Below are 21,028 nucleotides of genomic sequence, written 5' to 3'. Positions count from 1 at the left end.
GATGACGAAGGAGGCGGCCGGTGGCCACGCGCGGCGGCGATCGCTCACTGCTCCGGCGGATCAACCTGCTGGCGACCCTGCGCGCCGCGCGCGACGCGCCGCGGACGATCGCGGCGTTCGCCGGGCTCACCGGACTGTCCCGGACCGCCGCCGAGGCCGTGGTGCTGGACCTGGTCGACCTCGGCTGGCTGATCGGGGACGGGCAGGGCGGACACCCCGGCGCCGGGCGGCCCGCGCGTCACTACCGGCTCAGAGCCGAGGCCGGGACGCTGCTCGGCGTCGATGTGGGGCCGCACAACATCGTGGCGACCGTGGCGGATCTGCGCGGCGAGCCGCTGGGGTCGGCGTACCGCGCGGTGCCTTCGGCGGCCACCGCGTCGGCCGCGACGGACTCGGCGTCGGCGGTGCGGTCCCGGGACGCCACGATCCTGGCGGCGGCTTCGCAGGCCCTTGAGAAGGCCGGACGCAGCCTGTCGGACGTCTGGGTCACGGCGGTCGGGGTCCCCGGCATCGTGCACCGGGGCCGCATCGAGCAGGTGGTGCAGTGGGAGGACGGCCCGGAACCGGACCTGGCCGCGCGTCTCAGTACCCTGCTGGGCTGCCCGGTGCTGTTGGAGAACGACTGCAACCTGGCGGCCGTCGCAGAGCACTGGTGCGGTGTCGCCCAGGACGTGGACGACATGGTGTTCGTGCACTCCGGAAACCGGACAAGCGCCGGCCTGCTGCTGGGCGGCCGGCTCTACCGCGGGTACGCCGGGGGCGCCGGCGAGATCGGGGCCCTGGCGAAGGTCGGCTGGGCCGACGCGCCGTCCCGGCTGGAGGCGCTGCGGGTGGAAGGCCGCGTGGGCTCGCGGGAGGAGGTCTTCGCCCTCGCGGGCCAGGGCGACGAAGAGGCGGTGGCCGCGGTCGACGCGTTCAGCCAAGGCCTCGCCTTCGGGATCGCGGCCCTGGCGCTCGCGGTCGACCCGCGGATGGTGGTCGTCGGCGGCGGCAACATCCGCGCCGGGGAGACGCTGCTGAAGCCGCTGCGCCGCTACATCGACGAGTTCACCTACTCACGCATCCCGGCGGTCGAGGTCTCCTCGCTCGGCAACCAGTCGGTCAGTCTGGGGGCGATCCGGCTGGCGCTGGACGCGATCGACGAGTTCCTGGAGGCGGCGGTGAGCACCGCGGCCGGGTTCCCGCCGCCGCAAGCCGCGGCGTTCTCGGCGATCGACGCGCGAGCCGAGGGCTGAGCGGACTCACGACGCACCGGCATGGCTGCGCCCCGCTATCAGCTCTTGCCCAATAGCTCGCGAGCCGATATATCTTCTTCCATGAAGGCACTCGGCAGGACGGAGCCGGTCTTCCTGATCCTCACGGCCCTGATAGACGAGCCACGCCATGGCTACGGCATCGTCCAGGAAGTGCGGCGGATCACCGACGGCCGTGTCGATCTGCGGATCGGCACTCTCTACGGCGCACTCGAGCGGCTGACCGGCGACGGCCTCATCGCGAAACACCGCGACGAGGTCGAGGCCGGACGCCTGCGCCGCTACTACCGCCTCACCGACGCCGGGGCGGCGGTTCTGGCCGCCGAGGCGAACCGAATGGCCGCCGACGCGGCAGTGGCCTTGGCCCGGCTGAAGAAGTTCATGCCACCGGGCCGCGACGTCGGGCCGGACACGATGGGGGGAACGGTGTGACCGATACGTTGGAGAGCGGCTATCGCAGCATCCTGAGGATGCTGCCCCGCGGCTACCGGGCCGAGCACGCCGAGGAGATGCTCACGGTACTCATGGACGGCGCGCGGGCCGGACAGCAGAGGCCCAAGCCCCGTGAAGTGCTGTCGCTGGCGACGTTCGCGCTCCGGCTCCGGCTCGCGGTCGACGGCCCGCGTGAGTCCGGCCGGCTGGCCGGGGACATCGCCCGGCGCGCGATCCTGGCCTATCTGATCGCCGACTTCGGGCTCCTCATGCAGTACGACGCCTACGGGGCCCGGATCGGCTTCTGGTTCATCCCCGGGCTCCTGCAACTGGCCGTCATCATCGCGTTTCTGCGGGGGTGGTCCTGGTCCGGGAGGGCCCTGTGTATCACCTATGCCGGCTACATCATCCACAACACCACCTGGCACTGGTTCTTTCAATGGCGGCGCACGGTTCCGGGCCGAGGAACGGCGGCCTAACGCGAGCCGGCCTCCGACTTCCGCTCATCGAGGTAGGCCTTGGCATAGCGCCGGACCGTCTGGTTCGCGGTGTCGCTGTAGCCCAGCGAGTCGACGAGTTCACGGGCGGCGGCATGGCGGGTCGGACCGTGCGGGCTCAACAGCGGATGGTCGGCGTCGGCGCCTTGGTCGGTCAGCTGATCGGCGGCCTGATAGAACGCCTGCTTCGCCGTCGTCTGGCGGCCGGAGCCGTTCGAGCCGTTGACCGTGATCGCCGATGCCTCGGCCGCCCGCGGTTCCGGCCCGGGGGCAGCGGTCGGCGCCGGTCGTTGCGCGGGGATCGTCGCCGGAGCCGGACCGGGAGCGTGGACCGGGGTCGGGGCATGAGCGGAAATCTGACGTGTGGAGCGCAGGTCGTCCAGAGCACGTTCCAGATCGGCTATTCGGCGCTTGGCGTTCTTGTCGTCCTGGGTCCGCAGCTCCTCGATGTGGATCCGCTCGCGCCGCTCGATCTCCAGGTCGGCGACCAGCTCACGCCGAGCCCGCAGGCTCTTCTCGACTTCCAGATCCGCCTCGCCGGTCCGGGCTCGGGCCGCCTCCAGCTCGGCGCGCAGCTCCGTCAGCTCCTGGGCGAGTTCGGACCGGTCCCGCTCCGCCGCCGAGGCCGCCTGCGCCTGGTCGGCCTTCAGCGACGCGGCGAGCTCTTCGATCTTCGCCGCCGCCTCCTGCGCCGCCTTGGCCGCGGCGTCCCGCTCGGTCCTCAGCAGTTCATTGAGCTGGTCGGCTTCGGCCGCGCTCTCCTCGGCCCGCTGCCGGGCCTGGCGGAGCTCGGTCTGCGCCTCGTCGATGCCGAGCCGGACCTGGGCGTCCGCCACGGCCTGGGCCCCCAGGGCGTTCATCAGGGCACTGGGATCGGCGTGCAGACGCGCGTGCCGCTGGAGTCGGGCCTTGGCCTTCGCCTCGCGGGCGGCGATGCGGTGGATCGCGCCGTCCCGGGCGTTGTGTTCCTTGAGGATCCTCAGTTTGTCCGAGACCCGCAGGTAGCGCTCGAAGTGCCGGTTGGCGTCCAGGTCGGACAGCGTCGAGTCGTCCGCCGAGGCCAGGCCCAGGCGGATGCCGAGCTCGCGCGGGGTGAAGCGCCACCGGACCTTCTCCAGCGGCCGGCCCGCCTCGTCGGCCTTCTTCTTACGGGCCTTGAGCCACAAGTCCAGCAGGTCCAGGGTCCACAGGACGGCGATGACCACCGCGACCAGGAGCCGGAACAGGCCCTCACGGAATCCGGAGGAGTCGGAAGCCGACATGCCGCCGGAGGAGATCGCCAGGATCCACAGCATCGCGGCGTAGATCAGCCAGTTGCCCGCCTCCTCGGCCTTCTCCAGCGCCTTGAGGCCGAAGGCCAGGATCAGGATCTCCAGGAACGGGAACATGACGATCTTGTACGCCAGCGACATGTGCATGACGTCGCCGAAGAAGTGCCACATCCCCGAGGCCTGGACCATGGTGGCCATCAGCGTCCCGAGCGCCACCAGGCCGCGGACCTTGACCGAGCGGTCCTTGCCGTGCAGCTTCCAGACCAGCAGACCGATCAGGCCGAGCACGATGACGGCCGCGGCACCGCCGATCGCCACGGAGGGCACAGGGTGCTTGTCCGCCCAGGACTGGACGTGCTTCCAACTCATGCCGCCCCCCTGTTCGCGGATTCCGTTTTTCACGCGGCAAGCGTAGGGGGCGCCCTGGATCGGCGGTAGCCGAGACCGAATCAAGGAACGGTCAAAACCCGGATCCTCGCTGGATCCCGCACCGCCGCCCGCCGGACCCACAGGTGGCCTCCCCATCCAACGCCGCTGCCGCCCCCTCCGGTATCCGAGGTACCCCCTATATAGATCATCTTCACAATTCACCTGCGGGTTCCTCGCTATTCCGACCCGGTTCGACCGGTCATCGCAGCACAGGGGCCGACCGGTATATCAGGGTTCGTAGTTGTTAGATGAGGACCTTTATGTCAGGGTTCCGATATCGCTGACTGAATCATCACCTGATGTCTGTGATGGCCGGTGATACCGAGATACGCTCCGCTCACAAAGAGGGAAAAAGCCCAGCTCAGTGAAGGGAAGGGCGATCGAATGACCGTGTTCACCGTGTCTTTCTGCGGGACGGCCTGCACCCGGGACGAGGGTGAGGCCTCACGCAGCGACAGCGATCTGCGGATCTACGACCCGGCGACGGGTTACATCCCGGTCCGCGTCCACAAGGAGATCTCCGGCGATCTGCACGCCACCGGGCCCAGCGTGACCGTGCGCGGGGTGGGACAGAACGACTGGAGCCAGCCCGGCAACACCAGTGAACCGCTGATGCTGAGCGGTCCGCTCAAGGTGCCCGGCGATCTGCTCAACGAGGCGCAGAAGTACTCCGGCGGTGACCGGCGTTCGACGACTTCGTCGCTCACCGGCTGGGAGGCCGCGGCCCTCGCGCTGCACGGCGCGAACCTCGCGGCGGCCAGCGGGGCGCAGGCGTACAACTTCATCGGGCACAGCCGGGGCGCCGTGGAATGCGTCATGGCCGCCTGGTTCCTGCAGGCGTACGGCTCGCCGGAGGTGAAGAACATCCCGGTGCGCATCCTCGCGATCGACCCGGTGCCGGGCCCGGGCACCTGGTACGGGATCCTCACCCAGCTCTCGCCGAACGTCGCCTCCTACGTCGGCGTCACCGCGTGGGACCACCTGGACACCGGGTTCAACGGCGTGGTGCCGCGGCCCAACGCGCGGATGGCCGGGAGCACCCAGGCCCTGACGCTGGGCGGCGACTGGATGAGTCTGGCCGACAACTACCAGCTCACCGACCCGCTGGCGCCGCCCAAGAGCGGCGCGGCGCAGCCCACCGAGTACAAGCTGTTCGCGTGCCGCGGGCGGCACGGGACGGTCGCCGGCAACACGACCGCCGACGGCCAGTACGACCCGGCCAACCTCAGCCCGAGCGTCGGGCGGGTCGGGCAGCTGGTCTACAAGCTGGCCCGGGCCTACCTCACCGAGTGGGGGACGGCCTTCGCCGCGAAGTCGGCGGTCGAACAGCCCGCACTCCAGCTGCGGCAGGAGATCCACCTCGACCACGCACAGCTCGACGCGATGGCCGGCGGTCCGTTGCGGGACAGCGTGAAACCGCTGCGTCCGTACGTCCGGCGCGTGTCCTCGATCTCCGGGAGCATCCCGTGGAACACCTACTACCTCGAGGACGTGGTCGGCGACCCGCCCTACCGGCAGCCCTATCCGGTCACCGCGGCCGCCGCCAAGGACGGTGGCTGGGTTCGATGGACCTTCCTGTAGAGGAGAGCGAGAGAAGCCATGACTGAGATCGACAGTGTGCAACAGAAGGTAAAGGGCTACTTCAGCGCTCGCTCTGGACGCGGCTACGTCCGGCTGATGGATACCCCGCGGGTGTGGGGCCAGCCGTTCGGCCCCGGCATCATGGACCAGTCCTGGGCCCGGCAGGCCGACTTCGAGCGGGCGCTGGAGGAGTGCGTCCAGAAGTCGTTCTACCGCTGCGACATATCGTCGCTGAACTGCCCGGACCCGGACTGGGCCGGCGTCATCATCGGCGCCATGGACACCGCGCTGAGCGCGCGCTCGGGCCGGACCGCCCCGACCCAGTTCCGGTTCCTGTTCGGCCAGACACCGATGGTGCCGGTCGGCGAGCCGACGAACTACACGCTCTTCAAGCAGGCCCTGATCCGCCTGGTGCGGGATCGGAGCCAGGCCTGGGAGAAGCCGCCGGACATCTGGCTGGGCCGGTTCTACCGCCTCCGGGAGGGCTTCCTGGACGCGCTCCAGCTGAAGGTCTTCGGCAACGACAGCATGTTCTCCAGCGACGACACGAAGATGACCTGGAACCACTCCAAGATCGTCGTCGTCGACGGGACGACCGCGCTGGCCGGCGGCCACAACCTGAACATGGACCTGTTCCGCAGCTACCCGCCGGTCCACGACGCCTCGGTCGTCGTCCACGGCCCCGGGGCGGCCGGCGCGCAGAGCTACCTGGACCAGCTGTGGGCGGTCGGCAACGACCTGCTCAGCTCCGAGCAGCTGGATCCGGTGAAGCTGACATGGCAGAACCGCGACCCCGCCACGTCCCGGCCGAGCAACCCGCTCACCACGCCGGCGGCCGTCAAGTACGTCGGCGACCAGCAGGCGGCGATCGTCAAGCTGCACGACGAGGACCCCAAGCCCGCCGCGACGGCGATCGTGCCGCCCACCGGCCCCGCGCCCGGCGACATCCGCGGCCAGGATCTGCAGACGCTCCCCGGCCTCACCGCGGACGTCTTCCCGATCCGCGTGATGTACACGGAGTACGACGCGCTCAACGAGTACAAGCCGGCCACCGGGATGCTGGCGGTGGGTAAGTACTGGCGCGACGGCACGGACTTCCAGAACGCGTCCGAGCTGATGAAGCAGCAGCTGATCCTGGGCGCGAAGCGCACCATCAAGATGTCGCAGATGGACCTGATCAGCGCGTGGAAGAAGAACTGGTCGGACCACGTCGTCTGCCAGTGGCTCATCCAGGCGCTGCTGGCCACCAAGGAACTGACCGTGCAGGTGGTCGTCTCGCCGCTGGACGCGGGGGCCGGCGCCGAGGGCGACCAGTACTCGTTCGGGTCCGGCGCGGTCCGCACCTTCGACCTGATGCGGTACTACATGACGCACGACGTCCAGACCGACGCCGTGTTGCCGGACCCGGGCGGGGCCCGCGCCGAAGCGCTGAGCCGGTTGGCGGTCGCACCCTTCTACTACACAGACGCCGTACCCCCGGCGAACAACGTGGAGGGCGACACCTACAAGTGGCCCGGGCTGTCCAAGGACGGATACACCGCCACCCTCAAACAACCGCCGCTGAGCGAGCAGCCCCCCGTTAAGGGCGTGATCGGCAGCGCGGCGACTTCCGTCCTCAACGCGAGCGGCTACGTCTACGACAAGGTCCCGTCCGCCCCCGGCAACCATTCCAAGCTGATGATCATCGACGACGAGGCCTACGTCGTCGGGTCGGACAACCTGTACCCGGGCTCCCTGTCGGAGTTCAACTACCTCATCGAGGGCCCCGAGGCCGTGGCCGAACTACTCAAGGCCTACTGGGAACCGCTGTGGCGGTACGCCGGCCCGCACGCCCGGACTGCGCAAGACGACCCGGCGGCGCCCGCGGTGAGGATGGGTCCGGCCGGCGCGCCGGGCAACCCGTTCGACGACACGTCCTCGACCGAGCGGATCGGCAGCGTCGACGTCTACCACGGCGAGATCATCGACGGCATCCACGCCACTCACGGGGACGGGACCGCCGACCCGCTCCGCGGCGGCAACGGGGTGCCGGTCGGCAGCGCGCCGAAGACGACGCTCACCTTCAGCGAGGAGGACCCGCTGGTCGGGATCTCCGGCGAGTTCGGGACCTGGTACGGCGGCCGGTACATCACCAAGATCCAGTTCCACCAGCGCAGCGGTGCCGTCAGCGAGGTCTTCGGCAGCGGGGCCTCGACCTCGAACGTCCAGACCTTCACCCTGCGGGCCGCGAGTCCGCAGAGCCAGGAGGTAACGGGCTTCTTCGGTTCGGCTACCGCGGCCGACAACAACACCGCCATGTGTCTGGGGTCCATCGGGATCGTCGTCCGATGAGCCGATGACCGCGGACGGCTGACACCGTCCGGCGGACGCCGAAGCGGCGCGTCTCCCGAATGGGAGGCGCGCCGCTTCGGTCGCGCGGCCTGGTAGGCGCCTTTGCGCCCAGGCGCTCGCGATCAGGCGTTCTTCGGGACGCGGGTCGGGTCGTCCACGGTCGGCCAGGCGCCCTCGCGCCGGGCCTTCTTGACGTCCTCGACGTACTCGCGGCTGAACATCGCCGCGAGCATCGCCACGCCGCCGCGCGCCACACGCACCTCGCCGCTGTGGATCCGGCCGGTCAGCCGGACCCGGCGGACGCCGTCGGCGGCCTCGGCCGGCTCGCCCTTGCGCGCGTTCTGCCGGCCGACGCCGTCCTTCACCTTGCCGCTGCCGCTCCAGGCGATGCCGCGCTGGTCGACGACCGCGTCGTCGGGCAGCAGCAGCTTCAGCATCGCCCGGTCCAGGTCCAGGTCTACGACCAGTTCGCCGGCCGGCAGGTGCGGCGAGCGCAGGTCGAGCACGACCGAGCCGCGGCGGGCCCGGACCTCGAAGCGCTCGGCGGTGCTCCAGTTGCCCAGGCGCTTGACCGCGGTGTGGTCGGCGTGCAGCCGGACCGGTTCGGCGGCGGCCTCGGCGACGGTGCGGGTGGTGGTCGCGGCGGTGGAGTTCGTGCTGGTCATCTCGGGTGCTCCTCGGGTTCTGCCCTCTGGGAGGGGCCGGGGTTCGGCGCGTTGATTCGATAGTGTCAATGACACTAGTTTCATGTCAACTAGACATCTTGCGACTAGTCTTCCGATGGCTATGATGACGGCATGGCAGCAGCTCAGACCCCGGCGGCGGCGGCGACCCGCCGCTCCCCGCTGGCCCTCGCGGTCCTCGCCCTTCTCGGCTACAAGCCGCTGCACCCGTACGGCGTGCAGCGGCTGCTCAAGGAATGGGGCAAGGAGAACGTCGTCAACGTCGGCCAGCGCGCGAGCCTGTACAAGACGATGGAGCGGCTGACCGCGGCCGGGCTGATCGCGGTCCGGGAGACCGAGCGCGACCAGCAGTACCCGGAGCGGACCGTCTACGAGCTCACCGACGCCGGGCGGGAGGCGGCGCAGGCGTGGATCGACGACATCGTGCGGGTGCCGCGGCCGGAGTACCCGGAGTTCCCCGCCGCTCTGTCCTTCCTGATGATGCTGGGGCCGGACGCCGTGCTGGCCGCGCTGCGCGAGCGGCACGACGCGGTGGCGAAGACGCTGGCCGCGGCGAAGCAGGGGCTGGCCGACGCCCAGGGGTACGGCCTGCCGAAGGTGACGCTGCTGGACGACGAGTACCTGGTCGCGGTCACCGAGGCCGAGCTGCGGTGGATCGAGGGTGTGGTGGCGGAGTTGGAGAGCGGTGAGCTGACCTGGAGCCTGGAGACGCTGGCGCCGTTCGTCGAGGGCGACACCGAGGCGCCCGGCGGTGCGGAGCAGGGCTGACGCGGAGCACTGCTAACCCGGAGCAGGGTTATTGCGGAGCAGGGCTGATGCGGAGCGCGATCGGCTCGGTTCAGCGCACGGCGCCGGCCGCCGCGCTCACTTCCGGATCGCCTTGTCCCCGGTCCGGGTCGGCAGCAGGGTGTCCAGGGTGCCGGCCAGCTTCGCGGCCTGGGTCGCGGTCATTCGCTGGCGCATGGTGCTGAAGGTCGGGACCAGCTGGTCCGGGAGCAGGATGGTGACCCCCTCCAGGAAGCGCGGGGTCGGCTGCAGGTCCTTGGCGTGCACCACCAGGACCGGCTCCACCTTGACCCCGGAGGGCAGGCTCCGGCCCAGCGCGCTGGTGAGGTTCTGGGCCTCCAGACCCAGCCGCTTGAGCGTGGACTCCCGGTCGTCCATCCCGACGAACAGCTTGTTGCCGATCATCTGCGGCGCCGGGCCCGAGGTCCAGTTCTTGGAGTCCAGCAGGAACACTCCGGCCGGGCCGATCAGCAGGTGCTCGATGTCCACCGGCGGGATCCCGGCCACCGCGTTGGCGGCCAGCCGGCGGTCGTGCAGGGCGGTGAAGCCCTGGAACCTCAAAGGTTTGATCGCCCGGGCGGTGGCCGCCTCGCCGAAGGCCCGCCGGCCGGCCAGGCTCACGTGTCCGGGCTTGGTGTAGGCCACGTCGGCCAACGCCAGCCCCACCAGTACCGCGAAGCCCACACCGAAATATCCGCGGCGGGTCATCGCCGACCCGACGATCCCGCACACCACGATCATGGGCAGTGCCCACCACAGCGAATTCTTGATGCGTTTCCTGCGTTGAGCGGCCCAAGCCGACTGCACGCTGGCGTTGACAGTCCGCAGACTGCTCCCCGCCGCGGCCCTCTCCGGCTTCAACTCCCGGAACGCCACTGAAGACCACTCTCCTCGTCACCGACCGTACTCCGGTGTGCATGCCCGGCGCAGTGCTATTCACTTACGGCGACTTTCTGGAAAACCCGGGCCGCCACCGATGTGTACCTACAAGCCACATTGTCGTTAGCCTGGCCTGCATGACGCCGCCGATGCCCGAAGGCGATCCCTTGGCCATGACCCTGGAGATCGACGACACCATGGACCTGACGCTCGACGCTACGGTCGGGATCAACGGACCCGTGCCCGCCGGGCCGGTCTACGTCACGGGCGATGTGCACGGCTGCGCGGAGCAGTTGCAGGCCTCGTTGTTCCGCAGCGGGATCACCGACGCCGACGGCGAGTGGGCCGCCGGTTCGGCCTGGCTGTGGTTCCTCGGCGACCTGTTCGACCGCGGTCCGGACGGTATCGGCGTCATCGACACCGTGATGCGGCTGCAGAAGCAGGCCCCCGAGCACGGCGGGCGCGTCGACTGCCTGCTCGGCAACCACGAGGTCATGCTGCTGGCGTCCTACCGGCTGACCGGTCCGGGCGCGGACAAGTTCCAGGAGCGGTGGCTCGGCAACGGCGGCCAGCCCAAGGACCTGCGCGCGCTGACCGAGGAGCACGCGCAGTGGCTGGCATCGCTTCCGGCGATGGCGCTGGTCGACGACCACCTGCTGGTCCACTCGGACACCATCTCCTACCGCGAGCTCGGCGGCGACATCGCCACGGTGAACGCCACGGTGCAGGCGGTCCTGCGCGAGTACACCGACCTGGAGGCCTGGGACCGGCTCACGCACCTGGTGACCGCCCGGTTCTCGTTCGCCGACGACGGCACCAACGCGCTGGAGTTCCTGGCCGAGTACGGCGGCTCGCAGATCGTGCACGGGCACTCGCCGATCCCGCTGGTGTTCGACATCCCGGCCGAGGACATCACCGGGCCGATGATCTACGCCGAGGGGCGCGCGGTGAACATGGACACCGGGACGTTCCTGGGGGGTCCGTGCCTGATCAGCCCGCTGCCGTCGATACCGCCGCGACCGCAGGGCTGAGCAGGGTCCGGCCGGGGACGGCTGGACCCGGACCCACCGCGGCCGAAGCCCCGGCACGGTGACGCGTACACCCGGCGGCGGCGAGTCTCCCCGGCCCGGGCCGTGCGCGGCGCCAATATGGGCGGTATGCGCAGATTCCTGACATCCCGCGGGGTCCCGGCGTGCGCGGGCCTCGGCCTGACCGCGGTCGCCGCCGCCGCGCTGCTGGCCGGCTGCTCCGGCACGTCCGCCAAGCCGGATCCCTACAAGATCGGCGCGCTGCCGACCGCCGACGCCGTGACCAAGGGCCACGCGGCCGGGCACTGGACGCGCGACGGCGGCACGGTCGCGCTGGTCGGCACGGTGACCCCGGACAGCGCCGCGCAGTTCGCCTCGGCGCTCGGCTCGGGCGCGAACACCGTGCAGGTCACGGTGACCGGCGGCGACCTGGCCCAGGGCCTGGCCATCGGCCAGACCATCCACGACCGCAAGCTCAGCCTGCTGATCGACGGGGCGTGCGCGGGACCGTGCGCGGACTACTGGTTCCCGGCCGCCGCCTCCCGGCGCAGCACCGGCTCGGGCTCGTGGCTGGGCTACGTGCCGGACCTGAGCGAGACCGGCACCGCCACCGCACAGCAGCAGACCGCCGAGGCCAAGCTCTACACCGACTCCGGGCTGGACGCCGCCAAGTTCCACACCGCGATGGACGCCCAGCTCCGCGAGGTACCCGGCGGCAGCGCGGCGCCCGGCGCCACGATGTGGATGCCGAGCCAGAGCGACCTCAAGGCCCTGGGCTACTCGACCCAGACCGTGAAGGACCTCTGGCTGCCGCCGAACCTGGCCTCGGCCAACGCCCAGGCCCGGGCCTGGCAGCAGGTGGTGGCGTACCAGAACACGCTGGTCGGGCTGCCGCCGGTGCCGGACAAGAACGCGCCCGCGGTCCCCCCGCCGCCCGGTGCGCCGGGTGCGCCGGCCGCGCCCAAGGCTTCGCCATCGCCGTCACCCTCGGCGTCGAAGAAGGCCTAGCCGGCCCTCGGTCCTTCCGCGATCCTTCCGCCGGCTCAGACCTTGCCGACGGCCGCCTGCGCCAGTGCCTTGGCATCATCCGAGGCACTGGCGTAGCTGTCGGCGTGGATCACCGCGATGTTCAGGTCGAAGCCGTTCTTGAACACGTCGATCACGCCCGGGGTCTGGCTGCTGCGGTAGGCCTCGTCGCCCAGGCCCGGCACATCGGTGATGGTGCCCGCCGGGATGGTGGCCCGGAACGCGTCGAAGCCGCCCTTGGTGACCGCGGTCAGCGAGATGGTCACCATGTCCGGGTGCCCGGAGTTGTAGGCACAGCTGCGGCCGCCGCTCGTGGACGCTATGGCGCCGGACTTCGAACCATCCGGCAGGTGCCCGATGTTGGCCACCTGGTCGGCCGAGATCAGCCCGCACGGATCCGGCACGCCGGGCACCACGAAGCCCTGGGCACTGCCGGTCGGGGCGGCGGCCCCGCTCGACGAGCCGGACGCCACCGGCGACAACGGCGGCGGAGTGGAGCCCCCGCCGCACCCGGAGAGCATGACGGACAGGGCCAAGGCGAGCGCTGTGCTGGCATAGGTCGCGGACCTGGTACAGCGTGCGCGCCTGGAACGGATCGCGGGCCTGGGGCTTGGCATGGGGACTACAGTAGCCGCGGCTCCTCAGGGCCACGCCGGGACCGGGACCAGCGCGATCACGCAGGCACCAGACCCCGTCGGACGCCGCTCAGTACCCAGTCGCCCCGTCGATCGCCTCCCGCAGCAGATCGGCGTGCCCGAGGTGGCGCGCGTACTCCTGGATCATGTGCAGACAGACCCAGCGCAGCGTCAGCATCCGCCCGCGCCGGCTCTCGAACATCTCGTCCAGGCCGTGGCCGGCGATCGCCCGCCGGACCTGCTCGACCTCTTCGAGGTAGATCGCGTAGTCGGCCTCGGCACTATCGGCGTCGGCCGCGTGGAAGTCGCTGTCGCGGTCTTCCTCGGTCTCGTAAAGGATCGCCAGCGACTTCTCGCCCAGAAAGTGGATGCGGAACCACCAGCGCTCCACCGCGGCCATGTGCCGGATCAGGCCGGCCAGCGAGAGCTCGGTGGTGGGCAGCGGCCGGGAAGCCAGTTGCCCGCCGGTCAGCCCTTCGCACTTCCAGAGCAGCGTCTCGCGCTGCCAGTCCAGGAAGTGGTCCAGGCTCTCGCGTTCGGTGTCGAAGGGGACGTTCTCGCGCCGGTCCACCGCGGGCGCGGTCCATGCAGGGGAGGATGCCATGGGCACCAGCGTCGCGGCGTTCCGGCCAGTCTGGCAACGCTCTGACGAAACCCGTGTATGGTGGGTCACCGTCGGCACATCACAGGGCCCGCATATATCGAATCATCTCCGGTATATGCGGGCCCTGTTTGCTCTGGGGCTGGTCTGCCTGTCGGCTCAGCCCCTCGGCTCAGCCCCCTCGGCTCAGTCCACCAGCGGCAGGTACACGCCCTCGTGGCTGGAGGCCGCGAACTGGGCCGACTTCTCGGCCATGCCGGCGGACAGCGCCTCGTCGGTGTCCAGACCGTGTTCCTCGGCGTACTTGCGGACGTCCTGGGTGATTTTCATGGAGCAGAAGTGCGGGCCGCACATGGAACAGAAGTGCGCGGTCTTCGCCCCGACGGCCGGGAGCGTCTCGTCGTGGAACGCGCGGGCGGTGTCCGGGTCCAGGGCGAGGTTGAACTGGTCCTCCCAGCGGAACTCGAAGCGGGCGTCGGACAGCGCGTCGTCCCAGCGCTGCGCGCCCTCGTGGCCCTTGGCCAGATCCGAGGCGTGGGCGGCGATCTTGTAGGCGATCAGGCCCTGCTTGACGTCGTCCCGGTTGGGCAGGCCCAGGTGCTCCTTCGGCGTCACGTAGCAGAGCATCGCGGTGCCGTACCAGCCGATCATCGCCGCCCCGATGGCGGAGGTGATGTGATCGTAGCCGGGGGCGATGTCGGTGGTGAGCGGGCCGAGGGTGTAGAACGGCGCCTCGTCGCACAGCTCCATCTGGAGCTCCACGTTCTCCTTGATCTTGTGCATCGGGACGTGGCCCGGGCCCTCGATCATCACCTGCACGCCGAGCTCGCGGGCGATCTTCGACAGTTCGCCGAGCGTGGTCAGCTCGGCGAACTGGGCCGCGTCGTTGGCGTCGTAGATGGAGCCGGGCCGCAGGCCGTCGCCGAGGGAGTAGGTGACGTCGTAGCGCGCCAGGATCTCGGTCAGCTCACGGAAGTTGGTGTAGAGGAAGTTCTCCTCGTGGTGCGCCAGGCACCAGGCCGCCATGATCGAGCCGCCGCGCGAGACGATGCCGGTCTTGCGGGTCGCGGTCAGCGGGACGTAGCGCAACAGCACGCCGGCGTGGATCGTCATGTAGTCCACGCCCTGCTCGCACTGCTCGACCACGGTGTCCCGGAACACCTCCCAGGACAGGTCCTCGGCCTTGCCGTTGACCTTCTCCAGCGCCTGGTAGATCGGCACGGTGCCGATCGGGACCGGGCTGTTGCGCAGGATCCACTCCCGGGTGGTGTGGATGTTGCGGCCGGTGGACAGGTCCATCACGGTGTCGGCGCCCCAACGCGTGGCCCACACCATCTTGTCCACCTCCTCCTCGATCGAGGAGGCCACCGCGGAGTTGCCGATGTTGGCGTTCACCTTGGTCAGGAAGTTGCGGCCGATGATCATCGGCTCGGCCTCGGGGTGGTTCACGTTGGCCGGGATCACCGCCCGGCCGCGCGCCACCTCGTCCCGCACGAACTCGGCGCTGAGCCCCTCGCGCACCGCGATGTACTCCATCTCGGCGGTGATCACCCCGCGCCGGGCGTAGGCGAGCTGGGTGACCGCGCCCCGGCCCTCGGCCCCGCGCAGCGGCTTGCGCCCGCCGGAGAACACCGCGTCGAGATTGCGCAGGTCGGCGGACTTCAGCCCGTCGTCGGTCGGCTGCCAGGTGCGGCCCCGGTACTCCTCGGTGTCGCCGCGCTCGGCGACCCACGGACCGCGCAGCGCGGGCAGACCGAAGCGCACGTCGGTGCGCACCTCGGGGTCGGTGTAGGGGCCGGAGGTGTCGTAGAGGACGACGGAGTCGCCGTTGGTCAGTGCGATCTCGCGCATGGGGATGCGCAGGTCCGCGCGCGCGGCGGAGGACAGGTAAGTCTTGCGAGAAGCGGATGAAGCGGAGGATTCCGATGATGCGGACACGTCGTTGACAGCCGTCATGGCTGCGCTCCCTACGCCGGCATTACCCGGACAGGTTCGGCGGTCGACGGCGCCAGCCGTCCTCTCAGCCCGGTTCGCCCGAGCTCCCGCGTGTATGTGGTTTGCACGGACACCGTAGCGCGCCCCCCTTGATCGGCGTCAACACCGGGCGGGGTGGCGATTGCTCAGGCGAGCCTGTCAGGGTCTTGCGGATATCGATTAACGATGCCATCGTTTATCGATAACATCGACATTCGATACGGGGGCGGTCATGCGGGGCGTACTGGCGAGGCGGACGAAGGTCCGGAACCCTTTGGAACCGCTGGCGACCATCAACGGGATGGTGCTGAGCCTGCTGGTGCTGGGGTTCGCGGCGGCTGCCATCGGCGCGCTGTTCGGCAAGGCCACCTTCCTGGGCTGGGGACAGTCCGGCGACATCTGCACGACCAGCAAGGACGTCGGCACCCAGATCCAGCCGTCCCCGTGGATGCCGCTCCGCACCGGGGTGACTGTGAGCCCAGACACCATTCAGCTGTGCGCCCACAACGCGACCACCGTCCAGCGCTGGTGGTACTCGCTCAGCCAACTCCCCGGGGCGGTCACGCTCCTCACCCTGGTGCTGCTGACCTACCTGGTGCTCCGGCAAGCCGAGCGGTTCGGCCTCTACAGTCCCGGCATCGGAACCCGGATGCGCGTCCTCGGCTGGTTCCTGTCGGTCGAGTCCATCCTCGGCCCGACCATCACGGTCTACGCCAACCGTAAACTGTGGGCCACTATGACTGACGGCCCGTCGGAGATCCAGTGGGTCCCGGGATGGGTCGCGCTGTTCGCCGGCCTGGCCCTGTTGTCCCTGGCCCGCATCATGCGCGTCGGCAGCGCCATGCGCGAGGACCTGGAGGGCGTCGTCTGATGCCACCGGACGACGCCGACGCCCATTCCATCGGCGTCCACCTCGACCGGCTGCTCGCTGAGCGCGGCATGACGCTGACCGAGCTCGCCGACCGGGTCGGGGTGACCGTGGTGAACCTGTCGGTGCTGAAGAACGGCCGGGCCAAGGCCGTGCGTTTCAGCACCCTGACAGCGCTGTGCCGGGAGCTCGGCTGCCAGCCCGGGGATCTGCTCAGTTACCAGGCCGAGTAGATCGGCTGAGCAGGTGACCGAGCCGGGGCCGACGGCCGGCGGCTCACTGCGGCCGCTGGCCCCACACGTTGTCGATCCCGGCCGGCACCGGACCGGTGCGGTAAAGCACGTAGACGCCGTCGCGGCTGAACCGGGTCACGTAGCCGTGCGCCAGGTACCACCGGCGGGCCTTCTCCACCTGGGACCCGCTCACCCACGGCCAGTCGATCGGCGAGGCCTTGCCCAGCACCACCCAGCGCGAGCCGTGCGGCTTGCCCGGCTCGGCCAGGACCAGGTTCCTGGTCCGCGCGCTCAGCGGGACCGCGATCGCGCTCTCCGACTCGACCGTCGCGTTCTCCGGGATCATCGCCACGGCGGTCTTCGCGGCGGCCCGGAACGCGTTCTCGGCCGGGGAGCTGGTGGCGGTCAGGGTGTCGTAGCCGTGGTACTGGATGCCGATCACCAGCACCGCGGTGATCGCGGCCAGCCAGATCCGCAGGAACAGCTTCGAGAGCTCGCCGGGCTGCTTCGGTTCCGCCGACTCCGGCGATCCTGCGGGCTCCGCGGGCTCCGCGGGCTCCGCGGGCTCCACCTCAAGCCCCCCGTCGATCGCGCCGACGGCCTCCACCCGGTCCAGCCACCGCATGACCTTCGCGACGCCCTCAACGCCGGCCAGCAGCAGGATCCCCATCAGCGGCGCGTTGTAGTGGTACTTCGGCTCCGAGTACGTCGCGGTGTCCGACAGCATCCGCAGCAACAGCGGCGGCACGACGAGCAACGTGATCGGCGAGAGCAGACACGCCCCGGCCGAGACCGCGAGCAGCCAGATCAGCAGGTCCTGTTTGTCGCTGTTGGACACCAGCAGGTGCAGCGTCGACAGCGGGTGCTCCAGGACGTGCAGCCCGGCCTGCTTCGGGTTCTTGCCCAGCGAGTTGTAGCTCCAGTACTGGTTGTGCATCCCGCCGATCTTCGGCACCAGCACGGTGATCGCGATCGCCGACCAGATCACCCCGCTCACCGCGGCGACCACCGCCAGCCTGCGCTCGCCGCGCAGCCACAGCAGCAGGCCGAAGACCGCGACGACCAGGCCCATCTCCTCCTTGACGAGGAACAGGACGCACGCGATGGCCAGCGCCTGGCGCGGCTTGCCCAGCTGGAGCCGGCGCAGGGCCAGCGGGACGATCAGGACGGCCCAGTCCAGTTCGTGGTAGCCGACCAGCGTGGCCTCCTGGATGCCCCAGGACAGGCCGAAGGCGACGCCGACGAAGTTCGCGCTGGTGCGGCCCAGCGCGTCCTTGGCGTAGGCCCAGATCACCCCGGCCGCCGCCGCGTACAGCGCCGCCTGGAGGAACAGCAGCATCCGGACGTCGGACCAGATCCAGTACAGCGGCGCGGCCACCGCGTTGATCGGCGAGAAGTGGTCGCCGAGCTGGAGGAAGTCCACGCCGGTGCCGGCGTAGGCGCCCTTCACCGGGACGTACGGCAGGTGGAACTGCGAGTAGTTGCGGACCGCCTGGTCGAAGATCGTCAGGTCGAAGGCGCCGTAGCCGAGCCGGCCCCACATCACCAGGACGATGCCGACGTTCACCAGGAACGTCACCGCCACCACCGCGAGCGGCGCGAAGTAAGGCAGGGCCCTGATCCGGCCGGGCAGGTCCAGCGCCCACCGCTCGGCCCGCTCGCCCAGCGTCGATGGCGCCGTCGCGGCGGCCGGTGCCGACGTCTCGGCCACGCTGCTCACGCCTGCACCTCCTCGGTCTCGTCGGCGATGGCCACCGGCACCGGCTCCACAGGATCCTCTTGAGGCGGCACGAAACGGGGCGACGGGACACCGGACACCGGCGCCGTCCGGTGGACGTCGACCCGCTGTATCAGTGCCCTGACCCTGCCCCCGGGCGGAGCGCCGCGCTCGCGTCCGCGCTGATCGCGTTTGTAGAGCCCGAACAGCATCACCAGGCCGACCGCCGTCAGCCCCATGCCCATGTGCAGACCGGGCGGGCTGAACGACATGGTGATCGTGTGATGCCCGGCGGGCACCGGGATCCCGAGGAACGCCGAGGCGAGGATGGTCGCCGACACCGGCTTGCCGTCCACCTTCACATCGCCCCAGCCCTTGATGGCCGGCACCGACATGAACACCGTCCCGGCCCGGTCGGCGTCGATGCTGCCGGACAGCGAGGTGTCCGTGGTGTGCACGTCGTAGAGCCCGTGCTGGGCCAGCTCGGCGACCTTCGCGTTCACCTGCGCCACGTCCAGCCCGCGGACGAAGTGCTCGGGCACCGTGAACAGGCCCAGCTTGGTGGTCAGCGTCACCGTGAAGTCGGTGTCGGCGCGGGTGCCCAGGTCGTGGATCCCGTTGTCGTAGACGTTGGGGTAGTCGACCGGCTTGCCGCCGTCGACCTGGAGGTTGAAGATCCCGGAGCCCGGATACTGCCCGGCCCACGGCATCCGCTTGGACCAGACGTACAGCTCCTGGGCGTCGGTGGCGTGGCAGTGCCAGGTGACCGTGACCTTCTGCTGCCCCTGCCGCTTGGTGTACATCAGCTCGCCGGTCGGCGAGACGTCCTGGGTCGCCCCGGTGACCGTCGGGACCGGCTGGCACGGGTCGGCGAACGCCCCCGGCATGTCGAACAGCTGCTCCTGCGCGGTGAACGGGTCGTCGTGGTTCAGCTCGCGCGGCATCGTGGCCGGCGCCAGGAAGCCGACCGGCAGCGTCGCGGTGTTCTCGTAGACGTCGGCGGTGGGCCAGCTGTGGACCAGCTGCGTGTCGGCGCGGTCCAGCCCCGGCGAGGTGGTGACCAGGTACTTGAAGTCCAGCAGCGCGTCGGTGAGCAGGGTGGAGCCGGTGTGGTCGGCCCAGACCCGGTAGATGTGCTCGGTGAAGCCCAGGTCGAACTCGGCGTCGTGGAGCATGCCGCTGCTCAGCGAGCTGAAGTGGTTCTGGGCGAAGTTGCCGTCGCGCAGTGACTCGTTCTGCGACCGCTCCAGACCGTTCAGGAAGTTGACGTAGAGGCCGTCGGAACGGAAGAACTGCCCGGACGGCGGGGCCGTGGACTTCATCGCGGTGTTCCAGTCGGGCGTCGGATGGACGTTCCACGTCCCGCGCCCCGGATACTGCATCCCCGAGGACTCCTCCGCGGCGGCCACCCCGCAGTCCACCACCATGATGACGGCCAGCAACGCGGTCGCCCGGGCCATGACCCGGCGCGGCACCCGCCGCAGTCCGGTGGCCAACCCGATGCCGACCGCGCCGAGCACCAGGCCCAGCGCCGCGGTACCGGCCAGATACGGCGTCATCAGACTGCGCTCGAAGTGCACCACCACGATCAGCGCCCCGAGCCAGAACACCGTCACCCGGAACAACAGGCGTCCCGCGGTGGCGGCCTCGGTCTGGCGCAGTTCGGTCACCGACCGATAGCCGAGCATCACCAACAGCGCGGCGACCATGAAGCCGTAACGGAACGGGAAGGCGTTGGGCCGCTCACCGTCGTGGAAGAGCAGGTAGACGATCTGGTTCTGGGAGGCGGCCATCAACAGCGCGGCCAACGCCACGAAGCCGAGCCGCTCCCGCCTCGGTATTCGGCGCAGGAACGGGAAGAGCGAGGCGGCCACCAGGACCGCCGTCCCGGCCGCCAGGTTGGGACTGCCCTGGAACCAGTCGAAGGTCCCGCCGAACAACCGCGCGGCCTGCGTCGACCACGGCAGCGGCACCGGTATCGGGTCCTGCCCCAGCACATTCGTCCGCCCGTTGACCAGCCCGTAGTAGGTCGGCAACAACAGCACGCCGGCGATCGCGATCCCGACCCCGAGCGCCGCCCCGCACTTGACCGCGAACCGCCCGGCCCCGGTCCGCCGGACCACCCGGTCGCCGCCCACATAGCGAATCGCCAGGTAGCACGCGAGGAACGGCACCATGATGCCGAACATGTAGTAGTTGATCAGCGCCGCCGCACCGGCCAGCGCCGCCAGCGGGAACACCCGCCCCCGCCGCAGCAACGACTCCGAGGCGATCATCAGCAACGGCAGCAGATACAGCGCGTCGAGCCACATGATGTTGAACGAGTACGACACGGTCCACGCGCTCACCGCGTACGGCACCGCGAACCCGGCGGCCAGCCGCCGACTCCCGCTGGGCGTCATCCGGTGCAGGTAGCACGCCATCGCCGAAGCCCCGGTCCCCACCTTGAGCAGGATGATGAGGACCATCGCCTCCGGTATGTACTGCTCCGGGAAGAAGGCCACCAGCAAGCTGAACGGGCTGGCCAGGTAGTACGCGAACAGCGGCAGGAAGTTCAGCCCGAGGTCGCTGCGCCAGGTGAACAACAACGAGGCGTGGCCGTGCAGCACCTGCTGGTAGTACGCATGGAACACCGAGTACTGGTTGCCCATGTCGTACATCAGGATCGATTTCGATCCGAACGGGTAGATACGACTACCCGCCAGCACCGTGCCATACAGCAACACGGCTGCCCCGAACGCCACGGCGAGGTAAGAGGTCGCCCCCGACCGCAGCCGACGTGCCAGCGCCGCCGACCACTCCAT

General features: G+C 69.9%; 18 protein-coding genes and 1 riboswitch. Of the genes, 10 read left to right on the top strand and 8 right to left on the bottom strand.

Going from position 1 to position 21,028, the window contains the following annotated elements:
• Positions 1 to 20 precede the first annotated feature (20 nt).
• The 3 genes from KGQ19_RS05790 (at position 21) to KGQ19_RS05780 (ending at position 2,164) form a co-directional block, all read left to right on the top strand.
• Positions 21 to 1,235 carry an ROK family protein gene (locus KGQ19_RS05790; RefSeq protein WP_212008022.1) on the top strand — a complete coding sequence of 405 codons (1,215 nt, stop codon included), beginning with the start codon at positions 21 to 23 and terminating at the stop codon, positions 1,233 to 1,235.
• An 81-nt stretch (positions 1,236 to 1,316) separates the two neighbouring features.
• Entirely contained in the window at positions 1,317 to 1,685 is a 369-nt protein-coding gene (locus tag KGQ19_RS05785) for a PadR family transcriptional regulator (RefSeq protein WP_212008021.1), read from the top strand.
• Complete coding sequence (locus tag KGQ19_RS05780; RefSeq protein WP_212008020.1) at positions 1,682 to 2,164, top strand: hypothetical protein; 483 nt, start codon at positions 1,682 to 1,684, stop codon at positions 2,162 to 2,164. The genes KGQ19_RS05785 and KGQ19_RS05780 overlap by 4 nt, the downstream gene beginning before the upstream one ends.
• Here the strand turns inward: KGQ19_RS05780 and KGQ19_RS05775 are convergent.
• On the bottom strand, positions 2,161 to 3,822 hold the full coding sequence (locus KGQ19_RS05775; protein WP_212008019.1) for a hypothetical protein: 1,662 nt from the start codon (positions 3,820 to 3,822) through the stop codon (positions 2,161 to 2,163). The two genes, KGQ19_RS05780 and KGQ19_RS05775, sit on opposite strands and share 4 nt — an antisense overlap.
• A 444-nt stretch (positions 3,823 to 4,266) precedes the next feature.
• Here KGQ19_RS05775 and KGQ19_RS05770 point away from each other — a divergent pair, with 444 nt between their 5' ends.
• Entirely contained in the window at positions 4,267 to 5,463 is a 1,197-nt protein-coding gene (locus tag KGQ19_RS05770; RefSeq protein ID WP_212008018.1) for a Tat pathway signal protein, read from the top strand.
• A gap of 18 nt (positions 5,464 to 5,481) precedes the next feature.
• Entirely contained in the window at positions 5,482 to 7,794 is a 2,313-nt protein-coding gene (locus tag KGQ19_RS05765; RefSeq protein ID WP_212008017.1) for a jacalin-like lectin, read from the top strand.
• 122 nt (positions 7,795 to 7,916) lie between these two features.
• Here KGQ19_RS05765 and KGQ19_RS05760 read toward each other — a convergent pair whose 3' ends face one another.
• A complete protein-coding gene (locus KGQ19_RS05760; protein ID WP_212008016.1) occupies positions 7,917 to 8,459 on the bottom strand; it encodes a hypothetical protein in 543 nt (180 codons plus the stop codon).
• 132 nt (positions 8,460 to 8,591) lie between these two features.
• On the opposite strand from KGQ19_RS05760, the gene KGQ19_RS05755 reads away from it, so the two are divergent.
• The gene (locus KGQ19_RS05755) at positions 8,592 to 9,245 is read left to right on the top strand and encodes a PadR family transcriptional regulator (protein WP_212008015.1); all 654 of its coding nucleotides are present in this window, start codon (positions 8,592 to 8,594) and stop codon (positions 9,243 to 9,245) included.
• A gap of 96 nt (positions 9,246 to 9,341) precedes the next feature.
• On the opposite strand, the gene KGQ19_RS05750 is transcribed toward KGQ19_RS05755, so the two are convergent.
• Positions 9,342 to 10,139: a nuclease-related domain-containing protein gene (locus KGQ19_RS05750; RefSeq protein ID WP_212008014.1), complete on the bottom strand. Its 798-nt coding sequence runs from the start codon at positions 10,137 to 10,139 to the stop codon at positions 9,342 to 9,344.
• 140 nt (positions 10,140 to 10,279) lie between these two features.
• On the opposite strand from KGQ19_RS05750, the gene KGQ19_RS05745 reads away from it, so the two are divergent.
• Both KGQ19_RS05745 and KGQ19_RS05740 read left to right on the top strand, forming a co-directional pair.
• The gene (locus tag KGQ19_RS05745) at positions 10,280 to 11,173 is read left to right on the top strand and encodes a metallophosphoesterase (protein WP_212008013.1); all 894 of its coding nucleotides are present in this window, start codon (positions 10,280 to 10,282) and stop codon (positions 11,171 to 11,173) included.
• Between the two features lie 126 nt (positions 11,174 to 11,299).
• Positions 11,300 to 12,178, top strand: a complete 879-nt coding sequence (locus KGQ19_RS05740) for a hypothetical protein (protein WP_212008012.1) — start codon at positions 11,300 to 11,302, stop codon at positions 12,176 to 12,178.
• 35 nt (positions 12,179 to 12,213) lie between these two features.
• Here the strand turns inward: KGQ19_RS05740 and KGQ19_RS05735 are convergent, their stop codons facing one another.
• From KGQ19_RS05735 to thiC, 3 genes are all read right to left on the bottom strand, one after another.
• Positions 12,214 to 12,732: a DUF3558 family protein gene (locus tag KGQ19_RS05735; protein ID WP_212008011.1), complete on the bottom strand. Its 519-nt coding sequence runs from the start codon at positions 12,730 to 12,732 to the stop codon at positions 12,214 to 12,216.
• Positions 12,733 to 12,901: 169 nt separating this feature from the next.
• Entirely contained in the window at positions 12,902 to 13,435 is a 534-nt protein-coding gene (locus KGQ19_RS05730; RefSeq protein ID WP_212008010.1) for a DinB family protein, read from the bottom strand.
• A 183-nt stretch (positions 13,436 to 13,618) separates the two neighbouring features.
• Complete coding sequence (gene thiC, locus KGQ19_RS05725; RefSeq protein ID WP_212008009.1) at positions 13,619 to 15,388, bottom strand: phosphomethylpyrimidine synthase ThiC; 1,770 nt, start codon at positions 15,386 to 15,388, stop codon at positions 13,619 to 13,621.
• A riboswitch (TPP riboswitch) is annotated at positions 15,380 to 15,488 on the bottom strand. It overlaps the preceding gene by 9 nt.
• A 150-nt stretch (positions 15,489 to 15,638) precedes the next feature.
• On the opposite strand from thiC, the gene KGQ19_RS05720 reads away from it, so the two are divergent.
• On the top strand, positions 15,639 to 16,277 hold the full coding sequence (locus KGQ19_RS05720) for a hypothetical protein (RefSeq protein ID WP_212008008.1): 639 nt from the start codon (positions 15,639 to 15,641) through the stop codon (positions 16,275 to 16,277).
• Positions 16,277 to 16,507 carry a helix-turn-helix domain-containing protein gene (locus KGQ19_RS05715; protein ID WP_212008007.1) on the top strand — a complete coding sequence of 77 codons (231 nt, stop codon included), beginning with the start codon at positions 16,277 to 16,279 and terminating at the stop codon, positions 16,505 to 16,507. Before KGQ19_RS05720 ends, KGQ19_RS05715 begins: the two co-directional genes overlap by 1 nt.
• 43 nt (positions 16,508 to 16,550) lie before the next feature.
• Here KGQ19_RS05715 and KGQ19_RS05710 read toward each other — a convergent pair whose 3' ends face one another.
• Both KGQ19_RS05710 and KGQ19_RS05705 read right to left on the bottom strand, forming a co-directional pair.
• Entirely contained in the window at positions 16,551 to 18,227 is a 1,677-nt protein-coding gene (locus tag KGQ19_RS05710; protein WP_212008006.1) for a DUF2079 domain-containing protein, read from the bottom strand.
• Positions 18,224 to 21,028, bottom strand: a complete 2,805-nt coding sequence (locus KGQ19_RS05705) for a YfhO family protein (protein ID WP_212008005.1) — start codon at positions 21,026 to 21,028, stop codon at positions 18,224 to 18,226. The genes KGQ19_RS05710 and KGQ19_RS05705 overlap by 4 nt, the downstream gene beginning before the upstream one ends.

The organism is Catenulispora pinistramenti, assembly GCF_018274385.1.
GTDB classification, from domain to species: Bacteria; Actinomycetota; Actinomycetes; order Streptomycetales; family Catenulisporaceae; genus Catenulispora; species Catenulispora pinistramenti.
Note: the sequence above shows the minus strand (reverse complement) of the source record. Positions and strands in the feature narration are given on the sequence as shown.

Coding starts and splice junctions, on each gene's coding strand:
- KGQ19_RS05740 (WP_212008012.1), top strand. CDS start 11,300: ATGCGCAGATTCCTGACATCCCGCGGGGTCCCGGCGTGCGCGGGCCTC.
- KGQ19_RS05765 (WP_212008017.1), top strand. CDS start 5,482: ATGACTGAGATCGACAGTGTGCAACAGAAGGTAAAGGGCTACTTCAGC.
- KGQ19_RS05715 (WP_212008007.1), top strand. CDS start 16,277: ATGCCACCGGACGACGCCGACGCCCATTCCATCGGCGTCCACCTCGAC.
- thiC (WP_212008009.1), bottom strand. CDS start 15,388: ATGACGGCTGTCAACGACGTGTCCGCATCATCGGAATCCTCCGCTTCA.
- KGQ19_RS05705 (WP_212008005.1), bottom strand. CDS start 21,028: ATGGAGTGGTCGGCGGCGCTGGCACGTCGGCTGCGGTCGGGGGCGACC.
- KGQ19_RS05785 (WP_212008021.1), top strand. CDS start 1,317: ATGAAGGCACTCGGCAGGACGGAGCCGGTCTTCCTGATCCTCACGGCC.
- KGQ19_RS05775 (WP_212008019.1), bottom strand. CDS start 3,822: ATGAGTTGGAAGCACGTCCAGTCCTGGGCGGACAAGCACCCTGTGCCC.
- KGQ19_RS05760 (WP_212008016.1), bottom strand. CDS start 8,459: ATGACCAGCACGAACTCCACCGCCGCGACCACCACCCGCACCGTCGCC.
- KGQ19_RS05745 (WP_212008013.1), top strand. CDS start 10,280: ATGACGCCGCCGATGCCCGAAGGCGATCCCTTGGCCATGACCCTGGAG.
- KGQ19_RS05730 (WP_212008010.1), bottom strand. CDS start 13,435: ATGGCATCCTCCCCTGCATGGACCGCGCCCGCGGTGGACCGGCGCGAG.
- KGQ19_RS05720 (WP_212008008.1), top strand. CDS start 15,639: ATGCGGGGCGTACTGGCGAGGCGGACGAAGGTCCGGAACCCTTTGGAA.
- KGQ19_RS05770 (WP_212008018.1), top strand. CDS start 4,267: ATGACCGTGTTCACCGTGTCTTTCTGCGGGACGGCCTGCACCCGGGAC.
- KGQ19_RS05755 (WP_212008015.1), top strand. CDS start 8,592: ATGGCAGCAGCTCAGACCCCGGCGGCGGCGGCGACCCGCCGCTCCCCG.